This is a genomic window from Amycolatopsis sp. lyj-90 (assembly GCF_046549035.1).
Taxonomy (GTDB): Bacteria; Actinomycetota; Actinomycetes; order Mycobacteriales; family Pseudonocardiaceae; genus Amycolatopsis.
In genome coordinates, this window is sequence record NZ_JAJPWP010000008.1 from 123,166 (window position 1) to 143,971 (window position 20,806).

The 20,806-nt window shown below is 68.7% G+C and carries 16 protein-coding genes; 15 read left to right on the plus strand and 1 reads right to left on the minus strand.

Annotated features, from left to right (window positions below; translation table 11 throughout):
* Window positions 1–119 precede the first annotated feature (119 nt).
* The 12 genes from ACLJPX_RS29510 (at window position 120) to ACLJPX_RS29565 (ending at window position 15,024) form a co-directional block, all read left to right on the plus strand.
* A complete protein-coding gene (locus ACLJPX_RS29510; RefSeq protein WP_101613805.1) occupies window positions 120–1,295 on the plus strand; it encodes a cytochrome P450 in 1,176 nt (391 codons plus the stop codon).
* A gap of 22 nt (window positions 1,296–1,317) precedes the next feature.
* Entirely contained in the window at window positions 1,318–2,475 is a 1,158-nt protein-coding gene (locus ACLJPX_RS29515) for a cytochrome P450 (protein WP_410603636.1), read from the plus strand.
* On the plus strand, window positions 2,465–3,661 hold the full coding sequence (locus ACLJPX_RS29520) for a cytochrome P450 (RefSeq protein WP_410603638.1): 1,197 nt from the start codon (window positions 2,465–2,467) through the stop codon (window positions 3,659–3,661). Before ACLJPX_RS29515 ends, ACLJPX_RS29520 begins: the two co-directional genes overlap by 11 nt.
* 486 nt (window positions 3,662–4,147) lie before the next feature.
* Window positions 4,148–5,389, plus strand: coding sequence for a cytochrome P450 (locus tag ACLJPX_RS29525; protein ID WP_410603640.1), 1,242 nt, complete (start codon window positions 4,148–4,150; stop codon window positions 5,387–5,389).
* A 17-nt stretch (window positions 5,390–5,406) separates the two neighbouring features.
* Window positions 5,407–6,564: a glycosyltransferase gene (locus ACLJPX_RS29530; RefSeq protein ID WP_410603642.1), complete on the plus strand. Its 1,158-nt coding sequence runs from the start codon at window positions 5,407–5,409 to the stop codon at window positions 6,562–6,564.
* 35 nt (window positions 6,565–6,599) lie between these two features.
* Window positions 6,600–7,826: a glycosyltransferase gene (locus tag ACLJPX_RS29535; RefSeq protein WP_410603644.1), complete on the plus strand. Its 1,227-nt coding sequence runs from the start codon at window positions 6,600–6,602 to the stop codon at window positions 7,824–7,826.
* A 45-nt stretch (window positions 7,827–7,871) separates the two neighbouring features.
* Window positions 7,872–9,107: a glycosyltransferase gene (locus ACLJPX_RS29540; protein ID WP_410603646.1), complete on the plus strand. Its 1,236-nt coding sequence runs from the start codon at window positions 7,872–7,874 to the stop codon at window positions 9,105–9,107.
* 68 nt (window positions 9,108–9,175) lie between these two features.
* Entirely contained in the window at window positions 9,176–9,955 is a 780-nt protein-coding gene (locus ACLJPX_RS29545; protein WP_410604058.1) for a class I SAM-dependent methyltransferase, read from the plus strand.
* Window positions 9,956–9,975: 20 nt separating this feature from the next.
* On the plus strand, window positions 9,976–11,115 hold the full coding sequence (locus tag ACLJPX_RS29550; RefSeq protein ID WP_410603648.1) for a glycosyltransferase: 1,140 nt from the start codon (window positions 9,976–9,978) through the stop codon (window positions 11,113–11,115).
* 82 nt (window positions 11,116–11,197) lie between these two features.
* Window positions 11,198–12,022 (plus strand): PIG-L deacetylase family protein, encoded by an 825-nt coding sequence (locus ACLJPX_RS29555; protein ID WP_410603650.1) that lies wholly within the window; start codon window positions 11,198–11,200, stop codon window positions 12,020–12,022.
* 43 nt (window positions 12,023–12,065) lie between these two features.
* Window positions 12,066–13,919, plus strand: a complete 1,854-nt coding sequence (locus ACLJPX_RS29560; protein ID WP_410603652.1) for an ArnT family glycosyltransferase — start codon at window positions 12,066–12,068, stop codon at window positions 13,917–13,919.
* Window positions 13,920–13,983: 64 nt separating this feature from the next.
* Complete coding sequence (locus ACLJPX_RS29565; protein WP_101612846.1) at window positions 13,984–15,024, plus strand: methyltransferase; 1,041 nt, start codon at window positions 13,984–13,986, stop codon at window positions 15,022–15,024.
* Between the two features lie 490 nt (window positions 15,025–15,514).
* Here the strand turns inward: ACLJPX_RS29565 and ACLJPX_RS29570 are convergent, their stop codons facing one another.
* The gene (locus tag ACLJPX_RS29570; protein ID WP_410603654.1) at window positions 15,515–16,801 is read right to left on the minus strand and encodes a PLP-dependent aminotransferase family protein; all 1,287 of its coding nucleotides are present in this window, start codon (window positions 16,799–16,801) and stop codon (window positions 15,515–15,517) included.
* 233 nt (window positions 16,802–17,034) lie between these two features.
* Here ACLJPX_RS29570 and ACLJPX_RS29575 point away from each other — a divergent pair, with 233 nt between their 5' ends.
* The 3 genes from ACLJPX_RS29575 to ACLJPX_RS29585 are packed head-to-tail and all read left to right on the plus strand — an operon-like array spanning window position 17,035 to window position 20,800.
* Window positions 17,035–17,865 (plus strand): alpha/beta fold hydrolase, encoded by an 831-nt coding sequence (locus ACLJPX_RS29575; RefSeq protein ID WP_410603656.1) that lies wholly within the window; start codon window positions 17,035–17,037, stop codon window positions 17,863–17,865.
* Window positions 17,862–19,595 (plus strand): amino acid adenylation domain-containing protein, encoded by a 1,734-nt coding sequence (locus ACLJPX_RS29580; RefSeq protein WP_101612849.1) that lies wholly within the window; start codon window positions 17,862–17,864, stop codon window positions 19,593–19,595. Before ACLJPX_RS29575 ends, ACLJPX_RS29580 begins: the two co-directional genes overlap by 4 nt.
* A 14-nt stretch (window positions 19,596–19,609) precedes the next feature.
* On the plus strand, window positions 19,610–20,800 hold the full coding sequence (locus ACLJPX_RS29585) for a cytochrome P450 (RefSeq protein WP_410603659.1): 1,191 nt from the start codon (window positions 19,610–19,612) through the stop codon (window positions 20,798–20,800).
* The last annotated feature ends 6 nt before the right edge of the window (window positions 20,801–20,806 follow it).

Genomic DNA, 20,806 nt, shown 5'->3' on the forward strand with positions numbered 1-20,806 from the left:
CCCCGAGAACAGAAGCTCCCACCCTTGCCCACCGGCCGGTTGGACGAGCTCGACGCTCGTCCGGCCGGCCGGGAACATCACTCCGCATGCCCCGGCTGGTCGAGGCGAAAGGATCTGCCGTGTTCGAAGAGCTCAACGTCGTCCGGGGCTTGGAAATCCACCGGAGGGACCGATTCGATCCGGGTGCGGAACTCCTCGCCTTGATGGACCAGGGCCCCATTTCCGCTTTGGGCACCGAGGATTCCGGGGAACGCCGGACCGCGTGGCTCGCCACCGGGTACGACGAGGTCCGGCAGGTCCTCAGCTCGGACAAGTTCAGCGCACGGCTGATCTACGGCGGGACCGCGGCCGGGATCGCCTGGCCCGGTTTCCTCACCCACTACGACCCGCCGGACCACACCCGGCTGCGACGGCTGGTGACGCCTCCGTTCGCCATCCGGCGGATGCAGGGGTTCCGGCCGGAGGTCGAGCAGATCGTCGAAGACGTCCTCGACACCATCGAGGACATGGGCGGCCCCGCGGACTTCGTCCCGCAGTTCGGGTGGGCCGTCGCCACGACGGCGACCTGCGACTTCCTGGGCATCCCGCGTGACGACCAGGCGGATCTGGCGCGCACCTTGCACGCCAGCCGGACCGAGCGGACGGACAAACGGCGCAACGCGGCGGGCAACAAGTACATGACGTACATGAACAAGGCCGTGGCCCGCGTCCGCACCAACCCCGGTGACGACCTGTTCGGTGTCGTTGTGCGCGAGCACGGCGACGAGATCACCGACGCGGAGCTGGCGGGGGTGGCCGCGTTCATCATGGGCGCGGGCGGCGACCAGGTGGCCCGGTTCCTCGCGGCGGGCGCGTTGCTGATGGCCGATTTCCCGGAGCAGTTCGACCTGCTCCGCGAAAAGCCGGACACCGTCCCGGACTGGCTCGAAGAGCTGACCCGGTACCTCACCACCGACGAAAAGCTCCACCCGCGCATCGCGAAGGAGGACGTGCTGATCGGTGACCGCCTCGTCAAGGCGGGCGACACCGTCACGTGTTCTTTGCTGGGCGCGAATCGCGGGAAGTTCCCGGCCCCGGAGGACGAGTTCGACATCACCCGGGAGAAGGCCCCGCACGTCGCGTTCGGGCACGGTATCCACCACTGCCTCGGCAGGCCGCTGGCGGAGATGGTGTTCCGGGTCGCGATTCCGGCGCTGGCCCTGCGTTTTCCCAAGCTGAGGCTCGCCGAGCCCGACCGCAAGCTCAAATTCGGGCCGCCACCGTTCGACGTGGAAGCCCTGCTGCTCGACTGGTAACGCCAGAAGCCTGAGGAGAATCATGGTAGTTCCCTTGCCGCATCAGCGGATCCGGCTCGATCCGGTGCCGGAGCTCTGCGCGTTGCAGAAGGAGGGGCCGCTCCACGAGTACGACACGGAGACGGGGCTGAACGGCCGCAAGCAATGGTTGGTCACCGGCTACGACGAGGTGCGGGAGATCCTCGCCGACGCCACCCGCTTCAGTTCGATGCGCCCGGTCGACGACGAGGCGGACCGGGCCCATCTGCCGGGGATCCTGCAGGCCTACGACCCGCCCGATCACACCCGCCTGCGCGGGACCGTGGCGGGGGCGTTCAGCGTCCGGCGGATCGAGCGGCTGCGGCCCCGCGTCGAAGAGATCCTCGAAGAGGGCTTGGACGATCTCGAGAGCATGGGCTCGCCGATCGACTTCGTCCGGTACGCGGGCTGGCCCATCCCGGCGCTCATCGCCTGCGAGTTCCTCGGCGTCCCGCGCGACGACCAGGCCGACCTGTCGCGGATGATCCGTGACAGCCGGGAGAGCCGGATTCCCAAGCAGCGGGCCCAATCGAGCCTCGGCGTCGTCCACTACTGCGAAAAGCTCGCGGCCCGCGAACGCCGCGATCCCGGCGACGAACTGATCGGTTTCATCGTGCGCGAGCACGGGGACAAGGTCAGCGACGAAGAACTGTCGGGGCTCGCCGAGGCGATCCTGATCGTGGCGGTCGAGCAGATGGCCGCCCAGCTGGCGATGGCGGTGCTCCTGTTCGCGACCAACCCCGCCCAGCTGGCGCTGCTCCAGGAGCGCCCGGAGCTGGTGAACAGCGCGACCGAGGAAGTCCTTCGCTACCCGACGATCGTCGAGGCTCCTTCGCCCCGGACAGCGCTCGTCGACCTGAACATCGCCGGATACGACATCCGCGCCGGTGACGTGCTGACCTGTTCGATGCTGGCGGTCAACCGCACGCTCGGGGACAAGTTCGACATCACCCGGGAGAACTCGCCGGGGCACCTGGCCTTCGGGCACGGCATCCACCACTGTGTCGGCGCTCCGCTGGCCAGGCTCGAACTGCGGGTGGCGCTGCCGGTGCTGGCCCGCCGGTTCCCGTCGCTGCGGCTGGCGGTCCCGGAAGAGGAACTGCGGTTCGTGGCGGGCAAACCGGCCCCGTTCAACATCGAGGAGCTTCCCATTGAGTGGTGAGGACACGCGCCCGCTCCACATCCGCAGGCAGGACCTCGATCCGGCGGACGAACTGCGCGCCGCCGGACCACTGTCGAGGGTCACCGTCGGATCCGGAGCGGACGCCGAAACCATCTGGATGGCCGCGGGACATTCCGTCGTGCGGCAGGTCCTCGGCGATCACAAGCGGTTCAGCACGCGGCGCCGTTGGCACAAGCAGGACGAGATCGGCGGGGAAGGCATCTTCCGGCCGAACGAGCTGGTCGGCAACCTGATGGACTACGACCCGCCCGAGCACACGCGGATGCGGCAGAAGCTGACCCCCGGGTTCACGCTGCGCAAGATGCGGCGGATGGAGCCGTACATCGAGCAGATCGTCACCGAACGGCTCGACGCCATGGAGGACGCGGGATCTCCCGCCGACGTGATCGAGCTCGTCGCCGACGAGGTGCCGGGGGCCGTGCTGTGCGAGCTGATCGGCGTTCCCCGAGACGACCGCGCCATGTTTTTGAAGCTGTGTCACGGACATCTCGACGCCTCGCTGAGCCAGCGGAGACGGGCGGCCGCCGGCGAGGCGTTCTCCCGCTATCTGCTGGCCATGATCGCCAGGAACCGGAAGGACCCCGGCGAAGGACTGATCGGGGCGGTCGTCGCCGCACACGGCGACGAGGCCACCGACGAGGAGCTGAGGGGCTTCTGCGTTCAGGTGATGCTGGCCGGTGACGACAACATCTCCGGCATGATCGGGCTCGGCGTGCTGGCGCTGCTGCGGCATCCCGAGCAGCTCGAAGCGCTGCGAGGCGAAGGCCAGGCGGCGGACCGCGCGGTCGACGAGCTGATCCGGTACCTGACGGTGCCGTACGCCCCGACACCCCGGACGGCCATGGAGGACGTCACCATCGGGGAGGAGGTCATCAAGGAGGGGGAGACCGTCCTCTGCTCGCTCCCGATGGCCAACCGTGATTCCGCGCTGCTGCCGGAACCGGACCGCCTCGACCTCGCGCGCGAGCCCGTCCCGCATGTGGCGTTCGGGCACGGCATCCACCATTGCCTCGGCGCTTCCCTGGCCCGCCTCGAACTGCGGACCGTGTTCACCCTTCTGTGGCAACGTTTTCCCGAGCTGAGGCTCGTGGATCCCGCGAAGGACACCATGTTCCGCCTGACCACCCCGGCCTACGGGCTCACCAGCCTGATGGTCGCTTGGTGAGGCGCCACTCCAGTGGGTCGCGAGTGGCGTTTCGGGTTATTGAGGGGAAAGGCAAACGTGCCTTGGTCGTGGACGCGTTGCGAAAGTGGCTTTCGCAACGGTCAAGGTTGCGAAAGAAGCTTTCGCGACACCCGGACCACCACGCAGCCAAGCGATCACCCGCGAAACGTTTGCCTTACCTCTCAAAATAAGTCCGTACGTGGGCGAGCGCGAGGTGTCGCCGAGGGTGAGGGGTGTGTGGAAATAGGGACGTTCAACGTCCCTATTTCCACACACCCCTGGGGTCGGCTGGGTCACCGGGCTGTCGTGACCGGACGGGTCACGGCAGACTTTGTGGATTTCTGGTCATCCAACGCAACCCGAATCGCCACTCACGACCACGTCCATGGCGGCGCGCTGGACCTCCCGCCCGATCGCGGATGAAGATGGCGATGCGGCGCGCAGCCGGACCGCAATTCCTGGTCTATGAAGGAGCTTCCACTCGGTATGGAGCACGCAATCGACGAGGTCGCGCCGGCCGTGGAGCCGACGGCGAACTACATGATGAGAACGCACTGCGATCCGCATGCGGACATGTTCGCCCTCCGCGAGAAGGGCCCGCTGGTCCGGATTCTCGGGGACGCGTCCACGCAGCTCGGCACGGGCTACGTCTGGCAGGCCCTCGGCTACGACGTCGTGCGGAAGATCCTCGGTGATCACGAGAACTTCACGACGCGCCCCCGGCTGACCGAGGCGGAAGCGGCGAGGACGACCAACGGCGAAGACGTGCCCATGGCGCCGCAGTTCGTCGGGCAGATCTCGACCTACGACCCGCCGGAACACACCCGGCTGCGGAAGATGCTGACCCCGGAGTTCACCGTCCGGCGGATCCGGCGGCTGGAGCCCGCGATCCAGGAACTCATCGACGATCGTCTCGACGAGCTGGAGGCGGAGGGACCGGGCGCGGACGTCCAGGGACTGTTCGCCGATCCCGTCGGCGGCGGGGTTCTCTGTGAACTGCTGGGCATTCCGCGGGACGACCGGAACGAGTTCATCCGCCGGATCAGGCGGAACGTCGACCTCAGCCGCGGATTCAAGGCGAGGGCGGCCGACAGCGCGGCGTTCAACCGGTATCTGCTCAGCCTCATCACCCGGCAGCGCCAGGATCCCGACGAAGGGTTCCTCGGCATGCTCGTGCGCGAGCACGGGGACAACGTCACGGACGAGGAGCTGAAGGGCCTCTGCACGGCGCTGCTCCTCGGCGGTGTCGAGACCGTCGCGGGGATGCTCGGTTTCGGGGTCCTCGCACTGCTGGATCACCCCGAGCAGAAACAAATGCTCTTCGAAGGCCGCGAGGAAGCCGATCGCGTGGTCAACGAACTGCTGCGGTACCTGTCGCCCGTGCAGCAGCCGAATCCGCGGATGGCGCTGCGGGACGTCGTCGTCGGCGGACAGCTGATCAAGGCGGGGGACTACATCCTGTGCTCGATCCTGATGGCCAACCGGGACGAGGCGCTGACTCCGAACCCCAATGTCCTCGACGCGCGGCGCCCTTCGGTTTCGGACGTCGGATTCGGGCACGGAATCCACTACTGCATCGGCGCGGCGGTGGCGAGGACGGTGCTGCGGATGGCTTATCAGGCGCTGTGGCGACGATTCCCCGACATGAGCCTGGCGGTCTCCGCCGACGAAGTGAAACTCCGGAACGCCTTCATCGACTGCCCGGATCAGTTGCCGGTCACCTGGTAATGCAGAGGGGAAGCGAAATGCGCGTGTTGTTGTGGGCGTGTGGATCACGCGGGGACGTCGAGCCGCTGGTGGCGCTGGCGGCTCGGCTGCGGGAATCCGGCGCCGAGGTGCGGATGTGCGCGCCGCCGGACAGCGCGGAGCGGCTGGCCGAGATCGGGGTTCCGCTGGTGCCGGTCGCGCGCCCGGACCGCGGGATGAACGACGGCGAGGGACGCGACCCCGCCCTCGCGGCGGCCGGGATCGCCGAGCAGTTCGACCAGATGCCGTCGGTCGCCGAAGGCTGCGACGTCGTGGTGGCGACCGGTCTGCTGTCCGGTGCGGTCGCCGTACGCTCGGTCGCCGAGAAGCTCGGGATTCCTTACCACTACGTCGCTTTGTGCCCGATCCACCTGCCGAGCCACCTCGAAGCACCGCAGCGGGTGATGTACAACCAGGGTGCCGACGGGCTGTTCGGTGACGCGCTCAACGCCAAGCGCGCCGAGATCGGCCTGCCGCCGGCGAAGAACCTCTTCGACTACTGCTCCACCGACAAGCCTTTGCTGGCCGCGGATCCCATCCTCGCCCCGCTCGAACCGCGGCACGAGGCCGTGCAGACCGGCGCGTGGATCCTGCCCGACGAACGCCCGCTTTCCGCTGAGCTGGAGGCGTTCCTCGCCGCCGGGCCGCCGCCGGTGTACGTCGGTTTCGGCAGCTCGTCCGGCACCGCCGACGCGGCGAAGGTCGCCATCGAGGCGAGCCGCGCCCAGGGGCATCGGGTGATCCTTTCGCGCGGCTGGGCCGATCTCGACCTGCCCGACGCGGGCGCTGACTGTTTCGCCGTCGACGAGGTGAACCTCCAGGAGTTGTTCCGCCGGGTCGCCCTCACCATTCACCACGACGGCACGGGGACGACGCACGTGGCCACCCGCGGGGGCGCTCCCCAGATCGTGGTGCGCTCGATCGTCGGCCAGCAGTACTACTCGGACCGGATCGCCGAACTGGGGATCGGTGTCGCCCTCGAGGGCCCGGCCCCGTCTTTCGAGGCCATGTCCGCCGCGCTCACCACGGCACTGTCGCCGGAATCCCGGGAGCGGGCGATCGCCGTCGCCGACACGATCCGCGAGGACGGGACGACGGCCGCCGTCGAACTGCTGCGTGAAGCGGTCAGCCGGGAAAAGCCGTCTGTTCCCGCCTGAACCATCACAGAACCTAACGAACGGGGAATCACGGAATGCGCGTGTTGCTGGCGACGTCCGGAAGCCGTGGGGATGTCGAACCGCTGGTGGCCTTGGCGGTGCGGCTGCGGGAATCCGGCGCCGAGGTGCGGATGTGCGCGCCGCCGGATTCCTCGGAGCGGCTGGCCGAGGTCGGCGTACCGCTGGTGCCGGTCGGCAAGTCGACCCGGACCGCGATCAAGGGGGCGAAGCCGCCGTCGCCCGAGGACGGGCCGCGGCTCTCGGCCGAGGCGATCGCCGTCCAGTTCGAGCAGGTCCCGGCGGCCGCCGAGGGCTGTGACGTGGTGCTGGCGACCGGGATGCTGGCCACCGCGGTAGCCGTGCGGTCGGTCGCCGAGAAGCTCGGCATCCCCTATTTCTACGGCTTTTACTGCCCGCGCTTCATTCCCTCGCCGCATTACGCGCCGCCGCCGCCTCTTGGCGAGCCGCCCGCACCCGAGGGGACCGACAACCGGGCGCTGTGGAACAGGAACAGTCAGAGCGCACTCAGGCGATTCGGTGAGCCGCTCAACGCCCAGCGGGCTTCGATCGGCCTGCCGCCGGTCGAGGACATCTTCCGGTACGGCTTCACCGATCACCCGGTGCTGGCGGCCGATCCGGCGTTGGCCCCGTTGCAGCCGACGGATCTCGACGCCGTCCAGACCGGTGCGTGGACCCTGCCCGACGAACGCCCCCTCGCGGCCGACCTGGAGGCGTTCCTCGCCGCTGGGCCGCCGCCGGTGTACGTCGGTTTCGGCAGCATGCGCGCGCCCGAAGAGGCCGCCAAGATCGCCATCGAAGCGGTCCGCGCCCAGGGCCGCCGCGTGATTCTTTCCCGCGGTTGGGCCGATCTGGCCCTGGTCGACGACCGGGGCGACTGCTTCGCCGCGAGCGAGGGCAACCACCAGTTGCTGTTCGGCCGCGTGGCCGCCGCCGTGCACCACGGTGGCGCGGGGACGACGACCACGGCCACCCGGGCGGGTGTTCCCCAGGTCGTGGTCCCGCAGATCGCGGACCAGCCGTACTTCGCGGGCCGGGTGGCCGAACTGGGCATCGGGGCGGCGCACGACGGCCCGACCCCGACCTTCGATTCCTTGTCCGCCGCGCTCGCCACGGCGCTCGCCCCGGAGACCCGGGAGCGGGCAGCGGCCGTGGCGGGCACGGTTCGCACCGACGGGGCCGCCGTGGCCGCGAAACTCCTGATCGACGCGGTCAACCGCGAGAAGCCGTCCGTTTCCGTGTGACCACACGGTCGTGTGACCACACGGTCCGAAAACAGGGGATGCGAAATGCGTGTGTTGTTGTCGACGACCGGACTCCGCGGAGACGTCGAGCCGGTGGTCGCACTGGCCGTGCGGTTGCGCGAGCTCGGCGCCGAGGTGCGGGTGTGCGCGCCGCCGGACACCGAGGAGCGGCTGGCCGAGTTCGCCGTTCCGGTGGTGCCGGTCGGCCAGTCCTTGCGCGCGATGATGCGGGGGATGTCGGAGTCGGCGGAGGGGCCGGAACCCCGGAGCCCGGCCGAAGAGCTCGGCGAGCAGTTCGACCAGGTCCCGGCGGCCGCCCAAGGCTGTGACGTGGTGCTGGCGACCGGTGTGTTGTCCGCCGCCCTCGGGGTGCGGTCGGTGGCCGAAAAGCTGGGTATCCCGTACTTCTACGCCGCGTACTGCCCGATCTACCTGCCGTCGCCGTACTACCCGCCGCCGTTGTCACGTGGCGACGGCCGTCCGCCCGAGGAGGCGATGGACGACAATCGCGCGCTGTGGGACTTCTACGACGAGGTCTTCGCCAAGCGGTATGCCGCCCCGCTCAACGACAGGCGCGCGGCGATCGGCCTGCCGCCGGTGGGGAATCTCGTCGAGTACGGCTTCACCGAGCAGCCCTGGATGGCGGCCGATCCGACCCTGGCCCCGCCGCGGCCGGAACTCGGCGCCCTGCAGACCGGCGCGTGGATCCTGCCCGACGAACGGCCGCTTTCCGCCGAGCTGGAAGCTTTCCTCGCCGCCGGCCCGCCGCCGGTGTACGTCGGTTTCGGCAGCACGTCCGAGACCGCCGGCACCGTGAAGCTGGCCATCGAGGCGATCCGCGCCCAGGGTCATCGGGTGGTCCTTTCCCGTGGCTGGGCCGATTTGGCGCTTCCCGACGACGGGGCCGACTGCTTCGCCGTCGGCGAGGCCAACCTGCAGGCGTTGTTCGGCCGGGTGGCCGCCGTCGTCCATCACGCGGGCGGGGGCACGACGACCGTGGCCGCGCGGGCGGGCGTTCCCCAGGTCGTGCTGCCCCAGATCACCGACCAGCCGTACTTCGCCGAGCAGGTGGCCGCACTGGGCATCGGGGTGGCGTTCGAGGAGTACGGACCGGCCCCGACCTTCGATTCCCTGTCGGCCGCGCTCGCCAAGGCACTGTCCCCGGAGATCCGGGAGCGGGCGGCGGCCGTGGCGGGCTCGATCCGCACCGACGGCACGACGGTGGCCGCGGAACTCCTGCGTGACGCGGTCAGCCGGAAGAAGCCGGCTGTTTCCGTTTGACCATCGTGAACCTAACCAGGGTGAGGAAAATGTCCGATCTGGCTGCTGCACCGCACGAGAACCGGGAAATGGCGCAATGGTTCGGCCTCGACGCCGAACGGTACGACCGCGCCCGGCCCAGCTATCCCGAAGCACTGGTCGACCGGGTCGTCGGCTTGAGCCCTGGCAAGAACTTCGTGGACGTCGGCTGCGGTACCGGTCTTTCGTCGCGTCCGTTCCAGGCGACGGGCTGCACGGTGCTCGGCGTCGAACCGGACGCGCGGATGGCGGAGGTCGCCCGCAGGCGTGGCCTCGACGTCGAGGTCGCCAAGTTCGAGGACTGGGACCCGGCGGGCCGCACCTTCGACGCGGTCGTCTCGGGGACCGCCTGGCACTGGGTGGATCCGTTCGCGGGCGCGGCCAAGGTGGCGGGCGTGCTGGCCCCCCAAGGTCTGCTGGCGTTGTTCGACAACGGTTTCGAACTCCCGCAGGCCGTCATGATGGCGCAGGGGGAGGCGTACCGCCACGCCATGCCCGACCTGAAGTTCGAGCCACCGTCCGAAAAGGACGGTGAAGAAGACGTCGAAGAGTACGCCAAGCAGATCTACGCCAAGCAGTACGTGAAGGCCGCCGAGGGCATCCTCAAGACCGGGGCGTTCAGCGAGCCGGAGGAACTGCGGTTCGCGTGGTCGCGGGTCTGTACCCGCGACGAATGGCTGGACCAGATCCCGACCCAGGGCGGTCTCAACCATCTCGCGGAGGACGCGCGCGCCCGGTTCCTGACGTATCTCGGCTCGGCGATCGACGAGCTGGGCGGCTCTTTCACCATCAACTACGCCACTGTCGGCATCGCCGCGATCCGGCGCTGAAGTACTCCAGGGGATACGAAATGCGCGTGTTGTTTTGGTCGTACGGAGCCCGCGGCGAGGTCGAACCGCTGGTGGCACTGGCGGTGCGGTTGCGGGAAGACGGAGTCGAGGTGCGGATGTGCGCGCCGCCGGACTACGCCGCACGCCTGGCCGAGGTCGGTGTGCCGCACGTCGTCGTCGGCAAGCCGGTGCTCGAAGGCGCGGGCGCGCTGGGCGGACCGCCCGAGTCGCCCGAGGCCGCTGTCGCGGGGATAGCCGAGCAGTTCGAGAAGATCCCCGCCGCCGCCGAAGGCTGTGACGCGGTGGTGGCGAGCGGTCTGCTGTCCGGCGCGATCGGGGTGCGGTCGGTCGCCGAGAAGCTCGGAATTCCCTATTTCTACGCCGTTCCTTCGCCGGTCCTGTTGCCGTCGCCCGAGCACCGGGCCATGTACAACCAGGGCGCCGACGGGATGTTCGGTGAAGCGCTCAACGGTCTGCGGGCCGGGATCGGCCTGCCGCCGGTGAAGAGCCTTTACGACTTCAGCTGTACCGATCAGCCCTGGCTGATCGCGGATCCGCTCCTGGCCCCGCGGCCGCCGGGCCTGGACGCGGTGCAGACCGGCGCTTGGCTCCTGTCCGACGAACGGCCTCTTTCCCGTGAGCTGGAGGCGTTCCTGGCCGCCGGCCCGCCGCCGGTGTACGTGGGCTTCGGCAGTTCACCCGCGCCCGCGAACATCGCCAAGGTGGCCGTCGAGGCCATCCGCGCCCAGGGGCACCGGGTGGTCCTTTCCCACGGCTGGGCGGGTTTGGACCTGCCGGACGGTGCGGCCGACTGCCTCGCCGTCGACGAGGTGAACCTCCAGGTGCTGTTCGGCCGGGTGGCCGCCGCCGTCCACCACGGCGGCGTGGGCACGACGCACGTGGCCGCTCGCGCGGGCGTTCCCCAGGTCGTGGTCCCGCAGATCGCGGACCATCCGCACTTCGCGGCCAAGGTGGCCGAACTGGGCATCGGGGTGGCGCACGACGGCCCGGAACCGACCGTCGAGTCCCTGTCCGCCGCGCTCGCCACGGCACTGGCCCCGGAAACCCGGGAGCGCGCGACGGCCGTCGCCGCGACGATCGGCGCCGACGGGACGACGGTGGCCGCAGGACTCCTGCGTGAAGCAGTGGGCTCCGCCTGACCAACTGTCCGTAATGGACGCTTGGTCTTCTGTCCAGTCCGCACTGTTGTAGCGTCGTGACGAGGTCATCAAAATCATGTCCATGCTTCAGAATCCCGGGGAGACCCGGCTGCTGGCGATCTCCCCCCATTTGGACGACGCGGTCCTTTCGCTCGGGGCCGGTCTCGCCCAAGCCGCGCGGGACGGCGCGAAAGTGCTCGTCCATACGGTCTTCGCCGGTACCGCGCCCCCTCCCTATTCCGCGGCGGCGGAGCGAATGCACGCCGTCTGGGGCCTTTCGCCCGAAGACGACGCGCCGCTCCATCGGCGGAACGAGGACATCGCCGCCCTCGACGGCCTGGGGGTGGCCCATCGCCACGGCCGGTTCCTCGACTCCATCTACCGCCGGTTGCCCGACGGCCGCTGGCTGACGGATCACGTGGCAGGCGGGCAAAAGCTGGCGATGAACCAGGATTCGGCCGACGGCGACGACGGTCTCGTCGCCGAGATCAAGGCCGACCTCGAGACGGTCATCGCGGAGTTCGCTCCCACCGTGATCGTCACGTGCGCGGCCATCGTCGACCATCCCGACAACGAGGCCGCGCGAGACGCCGCCCTGTCCGCCGCGCGCGAGAAGAACATTCCGATACGGCTGTGGGAAGACCTTCCCTACTCGATGTTCAAACCGGGCAAGATCGAACTCCCGCCGGGATTCCGCCTCGGTTCTTCCGAATTCCACTCCGCGACCGCGGAAATCTGGAAACGGAAAGTCGAGGCCGCGGAGTGCTATTCTTCCCAACTGGCGATGCTCAACGGCCGCAACAAGAATCTGTTCGCCCGGCTCGACGAGCACGCCCGGAAGAACTCACCCCATGGCGGATATGGCGAAACCACCTGGCCGGTTCTCCTCGACGAAGATCCCCGCTGAACCTCCCCACAATCGACGCCGTATCACGCCCGGAGGTACCGGAGTGTCCGCAACACTCACCCATCTGCCGTCGCCGCCCTCCCAGGACCCCGCGCCCGAAAGGGCGCGCAGCCGCTGGGCGTTCTGGCGTTCCCCCGCCGATCAGCCGCAGTGGGCGAGGCCGGCGCTGCTGGGCATCGCGTTCGTGGCGCTGGTGCTCTACGCCTGGAACCTGCCGCGCGTCGACTTCGCGCCGCTCTATTCGGACGCCGCCAAGAGCATGTCCGAGAGCTGGAAGGCGTTCTTCTACGGCGCTGTGGACCCGGGGGCGACGTACACACTCGACAAGCTCGCCGGATCTTTCGTGCCGCAGGCCCTCTCGATCAAGATCTTCGGTTACCACGAATGGGCCGTGGCGTTGCCGCAGGTGATCGAGGGCGTGATCTCGGTACTGGTGATGTACCGGGTCGTGCGGCGCTGGGCGGGCGTGGTGCCCGGGCTGCTCGCCGCGGGCATCTTCACCCTCACCCCGGTCCTCGCGTCCATGTTCGGGCACAGCATGCAGGACGGCCTGCTGACGATGTGCCTGGTGCTCGCCGTCGACGCCTATCAGCGCGCCGTCCTCGAAGGGCGGCTCCGGTCGCTGGTCTGGGCCGGTGTCTGGGTCGGGATCGGCTTCCAGGCCAAAATGGTGCAGGCGTGGATGATCCTGCCCGCGCTCGCGATCGGCTACCTGCTGACCGCTCCGGTCGAAGTGCGCCGCCGGGTGAAGCACGTGGGGATCGCCGGGGTGGTGACGCTCGCGGTGTCGCTGTCGTGGATCGCGCTCTACACCTTCACCCCGGCCAGCGCCCGGCCGACGATCAGCGGCACCACGAACAACAGCGCGTTCGCCATGGTGTTCGGCTACAACGGTCTCGGCCGCGTCGGCATCCACATCCCCGGCGCCGAGGACCCCAACGGCCGCGGCGGCCTGCCGTCGCTCGGCCCGGGAGGCGGCCAGGAGGGCGGTCCGCAGGGTGGTCCCGGCGGTGGCCCCGAAGGCGGTCCCGGTGACGGTCCGCAGGGCCAGGAGGGCGGCCCGGAAGGCGGCCCCGGAGAGGGTCCTGGCGGCGGTCCCGAGGGCGGTCAGCCGGGTCCGGACGCCCAGGGGAACTTCGGCACGAAGCACCAGGACGAACAGAACGGGGACTTCGGTTCCAAGCACCAGGACGAACAGGACGGGAACTTCGGTCCGAAGGCCGAGGGCGGCCAGCCGCTCGGGCCGGGCGGACCCGAAATGGACCAGTCCAAGATCGAAACCCGGGCGGACCCGTTGGGAGCGACCAAACTGCTCGACGGTCACCTCGGCGTCGCGATCGCCTGGCTGTTCCCGCTCGCGTTGCTGTCCCTGCTGTGCGGGCTCTGGTGGTGGCGCCGGGCCGAACGGACCGATCCGGTTCGCGGCGGACTGGTGATGTGGGGCGTGTGGCTGGTGACCTTCGGCTTCGTCTTCAGTGCGAGCGCCGTCGCGCACACCGCGTACGTGGCCTCGCTCGCTCCCGCGATCGCCGCGCTCTCCGCCCTGGGCATCGTGACCTTCTGGCGGGCGTACCGAAGCGGTGGCAAACAGGCCTGGATCCTGCCGGTCGCGATCGCGGCGAACCTCGCGTGGGGTGCCTGGCTCTGGTCCCACTACCCCAACTTCCTGCCGTGGGCGAAATGGGGGACGCTCGCGCTCGGCGTCGCAGCCCTCGTCATGCTGATCCTGGCGCGGCTGATCAAGTCCGCCTCCTCGGGCCTGGTCACGGCCGGACTCGTCATCGGCGTCGTGGCCATGCTGGCCGCGCCCGCCACCTACGCCGTCTCCGTCCTTGATCCCGATTACTCCGGCAGCTCCTTCGACGCCAACGCCGGACCGGCGTCCGGCTCCTTCTGAGGTGAGCCGGTTGTCGTTCTCATCGTCTGCGGAAGACTCCGCCGGCCGGAAAGGAAATCTGCAGATGCAGGAATCGCTCGACTCCACCGAGGTGCACCGTCGTTTCCAGCTGATCGCCAACGGACCCGCGCTGTTCAACGCGGTGGTGTCCGGGATCGAGTTGGACATCTTCGACTTCCTCGCCGAGAAGGACGGTGCCGACGCGGCTGAACTCGGTGCCTTCACCGGCCTGGAGCCGCACAAGCTCCGGGTGCTGATGCTCGCGCTGGCCACCACCGGCCTGATCGAGAAGCGCGGCGTCGACTTCGTGAACCACCCCGTCGCGACCGAACTGCTCGCCGCGAGCGGTCCGGAAAGCTGGCGGCACATCCTGCTCAGCTGGAAGACCATCTACTACCCCGCGTTCGCCCGGATGACCTCCGCGCTGCGCGCCGGCACCAACGAGGCCCTCGACGCCCTCGACGGCCCCGGCGACACGCTGTACGCCCGGCTCGGCAACGACCCGGAGAAGGCCAGGATCTTCTACACGGCCATGTCGGCGTTCTCGCTGCAGACGATGCCGGGACTGCTGGAGCACATCGACGTCAAGTCGTCGCGGCACCTGCTCGACGTCGGCGGCGGTGACGGCACCACGGCGGCGGCGCTGCTCAAGGCCAACCCCGGCCTCAAGGCCACCCTGCTCGACCTGCCGAGCAGCGTGGCACTGGCCGAACAGCGCGTGCCCGCCGAGATCGTCGACAGGCTCACCCTGCACCCGGCCGACCTGCTGACCGACCCGTTCCCCACCGATACCGACCACGCCCTGTTCAGCCACGTCCTCGACACCTTCACGGCCGAGCAGTCGGTCATGCTGCTGGCCAAGGCGTACGAGGTGCTGCCGTCCGGCGCGAAGATCTCGATCTACGGCTTCGCGGCCGCGGACGACGAGACCGGCGGCCCGCTCTCCGCGCGGCTTTCCTTGTACCTCAACATTCTGGCCACCGGACGCGGAATGGCCTGGCCGCAGGCCGAGGCCGCGTCCTGGCTGAAGTCGGTCGGCTGCGTCGACGTCCGCTCGGTCGAGCTGCCGTTCGAACACGCCTTGGTGACCGGCACGAAGCCCTGACACAAGGTCCGTGAAGGCCTCCTCGCCTACTCTCAAGGTAGGGAAGGAGGCCTTCACGGACTTCACGAACTGACGGTGGTGTGCCATTAGTAGCGGCATCGCCAGTGACCCATCGGACAGTACGTGAAGGACCCCTTCATTGCGTCTAGCGCAGTGAAGGGGTCCTTCACGTACTTGCGGACCGATGCCGGTGAAGGCCTCGTCGGCGGGACGAGCAGTCGGACCTGGAGAGGCTGTGTGGAAATAGGGACACTCAACGTCCCAATTTCCACACAGCCCTCACCTTGAGCGACACCCACTCGGCTTCGCGCGGTCGGGCGTGCCGATGCCCCCAATGGCGCATTGGAGACACTGAGCGTCTCCAATGCGGCATTGGGGGCATCGACGTCGAAGCAGTCGCGCGAGACCCGGCGCACGGTGTACTTCCGCCCCCGCACACGAAAAGAGCCCCTGGCCGCGATCGCGGCCAGGGGCTCTAGTCATGAAAAGGTCAGGGAAGCCGCGGAACAATGAGCGCGGCCAGCCGCGCGACGCCCTCTTCGATCAATTCCGGCGTGAGCAGGCTGATCGAAAGCCGGAGCTGGTGGAATCCGCCCTTTCCGCCATAGAAATGATGCATCGGAGTGAACAGCACACCGTGATCGCGCGCCGCGCGTTCCAGCAATTCGTCATCGACGACGAACGGCACGGTGACGGTCACGAAGAATCCGCCCGTCGGGGTGTTCCAGCTGACTCCCGCGCACCCGCCGAGCCTGCGCTTCAATTCGCCCAGCGTGAGATGCAGGTTGCGCTGGTAAATGGAGATTTCCCGGGTGTTCGCCTTGGTGAGGCTGAAATCGTTGAGCAGGAGCTTTCCGGCGATCACCGCCTGGGCGATGGGGGAGGTGTTCACCGTGAGCATGCCCTTGAGCTTCGAAAGCTGGTCGGCGAACAGGCCGCCACCGGCCATCCGCTGGTCCGCGACCGCGTAGCCGACCCGGGCGCCGGGCATGCCGGTCTTGGCGAAGGAGCCGAGGTAGACCACCGACCCCGACCGGTCGAGGGACTTCAGCGAGGGCAGCCGCTCGGATCCGAACAATCCGTACGCGTTGTCCTCCAAGAGCAGGATGCCGTGCGCCTCGGCGACGTCGAGAAGACGGTGCCGCGAGGGCAGATCCATGCTGGTGCCGGTGGGATTCGCGAAGTTCGGGGTCACGTAGCAGGCCCGGACCCGCTTGCCCTGTTCGTCGGCCCTTTTCAGCTGGAGCACGAGGTCTTCGGGGTCGATGCCGTTCTCGGTGGACCGGACCGGCCAGACGGGGGTGTCGGTGAGCAGTGCCGCCCCGGTCAGGCCGACGTAGGTGGGCGCGGGGGCGAGCAGCACGTCCCGTTCGCCCGCCCGCAGCGTGCGGAGGACGAGGAACATCGCTTCCTGGGCGCCCACGGTGACGACCACCGATTCGGGGGCGGCGTCGATGTTCTCGTCTTCGGCGAGATTCCGGGCGATGAGATCGGCGATGACGCCTTTGGTGGTGCCGTATTGGAAGAGGGTGCGGGTGACCCCGGCCTCGTCCAGTTTCCGGTCGCGCCGGAGATGGTCGCAATAGGCGTCGATGTACTGGTGGATGAGGCTGATGTCGAAGAACTCTTCGTACGGCCGGCCTGCCGCCATGGAAATGGCCACAGGGTATTCGTCGATCAGCTCGTTGAGCAGATTCATCGACGAGATGGCCGGATCGGTGAGCGATCCGTGCAGCGTTTCCACGTTCAAGTGGGTGGACAGACCGTTTGAATCCATGAATACTAGGATTTCCATCCGCCGTTGAGGTGTCAAGAACAGTCCGTGGACGCCGGGACTATTCCCGGTTTTGCCCGACTGTCCATCGCCGAATCCTCCAGACACTCGTTCCCTGAAGGTACGGTCGACTCCGTGCCACCGCACCTGGGGAGGACGGAACCGTTGAGGGGAAACACTTCCGGCGGCCTCACCACCGAATCGCGGCGTAGCAGCCACACTCCCGGAGGAGCATCATGCTGATGACAACCGAGAACGGGATCCGGTTGTCCTACAACGATTGTGGTGACGGTCCGCCGGTACTGCTGCTGACCGGCACCGGGGCGCCGAGTTCGGTGTGGGACCTGCATCAGGTACCCGTGCTCCGCGCCGCCGGTTTCCGGGTGATCACCATGGACAACCGCGGGATCCCGCCGAGCGACGAAGGAGCCGACGGCTTCACCGTCGATGATCTCGTCGAGGATGTCGCCGCCCTGATCGACTATCTCGACGCCATGCCGTGCCGCGTGATCGGCACGTCGATGGGTTCGTACATCGCGCAAGAACTGGCGCTTGCCCATCCGGAGCTCCTGGACTCGGTCCTGCTGATGGCCGCCTGCGGCAAGAGCAGTCTCGTGCAAAAGGTGCTCGCGGAAGGCGAAGCGAAGCTGATCGAACTGGGCACCGAATTGCCGCCAGACTTCCTCGCCGCCACGCGCGCCCTGCACAACCTGGGGCCCGCGACGCTCGCCGACGACGACCTCACCGGAGACTGGCTCGACCTGTTCGCCGCGTCGGGAACCTGGGGGCCGGGTGTCCGGTCGCAACTACTGCTGAGCGCGCTGCCCGATCGCCTCGACGCCTACGGCTCGATCAAGGTGCCCTGCCACGTCGTCTCGTTCGAGCGGGATCTCGTGGCGCCGCCGGAAGCCGGGTGGGAGCTGGCCGCCGCGATCCCCGGGGCGACGCATCGCACGGTTCCCGGCTGCGGGCACTTCGGCTACCTGGAGAACCCGGAAGCGGTGAACCGCGAGTTGCTCCGGTTCCTCCGCACCGAGTCCCGCGAGACACTGGGAGAGACCGCATGACCGCCCTTTCGGCAGCCACGACGCCGGCCCTGTTCGAGGCGACCGCAGCCGTCCTGCCGGACAGGCCCGCGGTGGCGATGGACACCACCACACTCACCTACGCCGAGTTGAACGGCGAAGCCAACCGGCTCGCCCGCCGTCTCGTCGCGCACGGGGTCGGCCCGGAGCGGCTGGTCGCGCTGGCGATGCCGAGGTCGATCGAGTTCGTCATCGCGATCCTGGCCGTGCACAAGGCAGGCGCCGCGTACGTGCCCGTCGATCCGGACTATCCGGAGGAACGCAAGCGTCAGATGCTGGACGACACGGCGGCGCACTGCCTGCTGTGCCTGCCGGGTCAGGACGTGACCGGTGCGCCCGTCGTCCTGAGCGTGGCACGGGAGCCGGGGCAGTCCGAGCCGAACCTGGACGACCAGGACAGACTCAGCCCACTGCGTTCCGACCATCCCGCGTACGTCATCTACACCTCGGGTTCCACGGGACGGCCGAAGGGCGTGCTGGTCACGCACCGCGGGATCCCGAACCTGGCCGACGACTACGTGCGCCGCCAGAAGCTGGTGCCGGAGAGCAGGTTGCTGGCCTTCGCGTCGCCCAGTTTCGACGCCGCGGTCGCCGAGTTCTGGCCGATCTGGCAGGCCGGTGGCTGTCTGGTGCTGGCTTCCGCACCGGACCTGGTTCCCGGCGAGCCGCTCGCCCGGCTGGTCCGCGATCAGGGCATCACCCATGTCACGTTGCCGCCGTCCGCGCTGGCGCCGCTGGAGGAGGCGGGCGGCCTGCCCGCCGGGTTGACCCTCCTGGTCGCCGGTGAGGCGTGCCCGGCCCCGGTCGCGAAACGCTGGGCCGTGGACCGCGTGATGATCAACGCCTACGGCCCGACCGAGGTCACCGTCGCGGTGACCGCGAGCGAGCCGCTGACCGGGGAGGACACCCCGCCGATCGGCAGGCCGATCACCGGTGTCCGCACCTACGTGTTGGACGAACTGCTGCGCCCCGTCCCGGACGGGGACGTGGGTGAGCTGTACACGGTGGGCCCCGGTCTCGCCCGCGGTTACCTGCGAAGACCAGCCGCGACCGCGGAGCGGTTCTTGCCGGACCCGTTCGGCGGCCCGGGTGAGCGCATGTACCGCACCGGCGACAGGGTCCGGACGCGTTCGGACGGCCAGTTCGTCTTCGTCGGCCGCGTCGACGACCAGCTGAAGGTCCGTGGCCACCGGATCGAACCCGGCGAGGTCGAGTCCGCCCTGCTCGCGGTGGACGGGGTGGCCCAGGCGGTGGTGACCGAGCACGAGAACAGGCTCGTCGCCTACGTGGTCGGCATCGCCGGCGCGCGTGTCCCGGCCGAAGATCTCTTGCCTCCGCTGCGAAAGCAGCTGCCCGGCTATCTGGTGCCCGACGTGGTCGTCAGCTTGCCGAGCCTGCCGGTCTCGCCGAACGGCAAGATCGACCGCGTCGCCCTGCCCACTCCCGAAGAGGAGCACGCCGGGCGCGCGGCGGGACGGGCACCGCTCACCCCCACGGAGATCATCCTGGCCGAGTTGTTCGCCGAAGTGCTCGGCGTCAGCAGCGTCGGTGTCGAGGACAGCTTCTTCGAGATCGGCGGCCATTCCCTGCTCGCGACCCGGCTGGTGAGCCGGATCCGTGAACGGCTGAAGATCCGGCTGAGGGTGCAGGCCTTCTTCGACGCGCCGACGGTGGCGCGGCTCGCCAAGGTGCTCGACGGCGCACTCACCTGACCTGGAGATCATTCATGCAGACGACGGCAGCCGTCGATCTCGGCAATCCCGATCTGTACACGACCTTGGACCGCCACGCCCGCTGGCGCGAGCTCGCGCTGGAAGACGCGATGGTGTGGAGCGAGCCGGGCAGTTCGCCCACCGGTTTCTGGTCCGTGTTCTCGCATCGGGCGTGCGCCGCGGTGCTCGGGCCTTCCGCCCCGTTCACCTCCGAATACGGGATGATGATCGGGTTCGACCGCGACCATCCCGACAACTCGGGTGGCCAGATGATGGTCGTCTCCGAACAGGACCAGCACCGCAAGCTGCGCAAGCTGGTCGGGCCGCTGCTCTCTAGGGCGTCCGCGCGGAAACTCGCGGAGCGGGTGCGGGCAGAAGTCCGCGGCGTGCTCGACGAAGTGCTCGACGGCGACGTGTGCGACGTGGCCGCCGCGATCGGCCCGCGTATTCCCGCCGCGGTCGTCTGCGAAATCCTCGGCGTTCCCGCGGCGGACGAGGACATGCTCATCGACCTCACCAATCACGCGTTCGGTGGTGAGGACGAATTGTTCGACGGGATGACGCCGAGGCAGGCGCATACCGAGATCCTCGTCTATTTCGACGAACTGATCACCGCACGACGGGCGAGCCCTGGCGAAGACCTCGTCAGCACGCTCCTGACCGATGACGAACTCACGGTCGACGACGTGGTGCTCAACTGCGACAACGTGTTGATCGGCGGCAACGAGACCACCCGGCATGCGATCACCGGCGCGGTGCACGCTTTCGCCACGGTGCCGGGACTTCTGGACCAGGTGCGCGACGGGAGCGCGGACGTCGACACCGTCGTGGACGAGGTGCTGCGCTGGACCTCGCCCGCGATGCACGTGCTCCGGGTGTCGACGGCCGAGGTCACCCTCAACGGCCGCGACCTGCCCGCCGGTGCGCCGGTGGTCGCGTGGCTGCCCGCCGCGAACCGGGATCCCGCCGTGTTCGAAGAACCCGACACGTTCTTGCCCGGCCGGAAACCCAATCGGCACATCGCTTTCGGGCACGGCATGCATCACTGCCTGGGGTCCGCGCTCGCGCGGATCGAGCTGGCGGTCGTGCTGCGCGAGGTGGCCGAACGGGTGTCGCGAGTGGAGCTGGTGAAGGAACCCACCTGGTTGCGCGCGGTCGTCGTGCAGGGATACCGGGAGCTCCCGGTGCGGTTCACCGGGCGGTGACTGTCA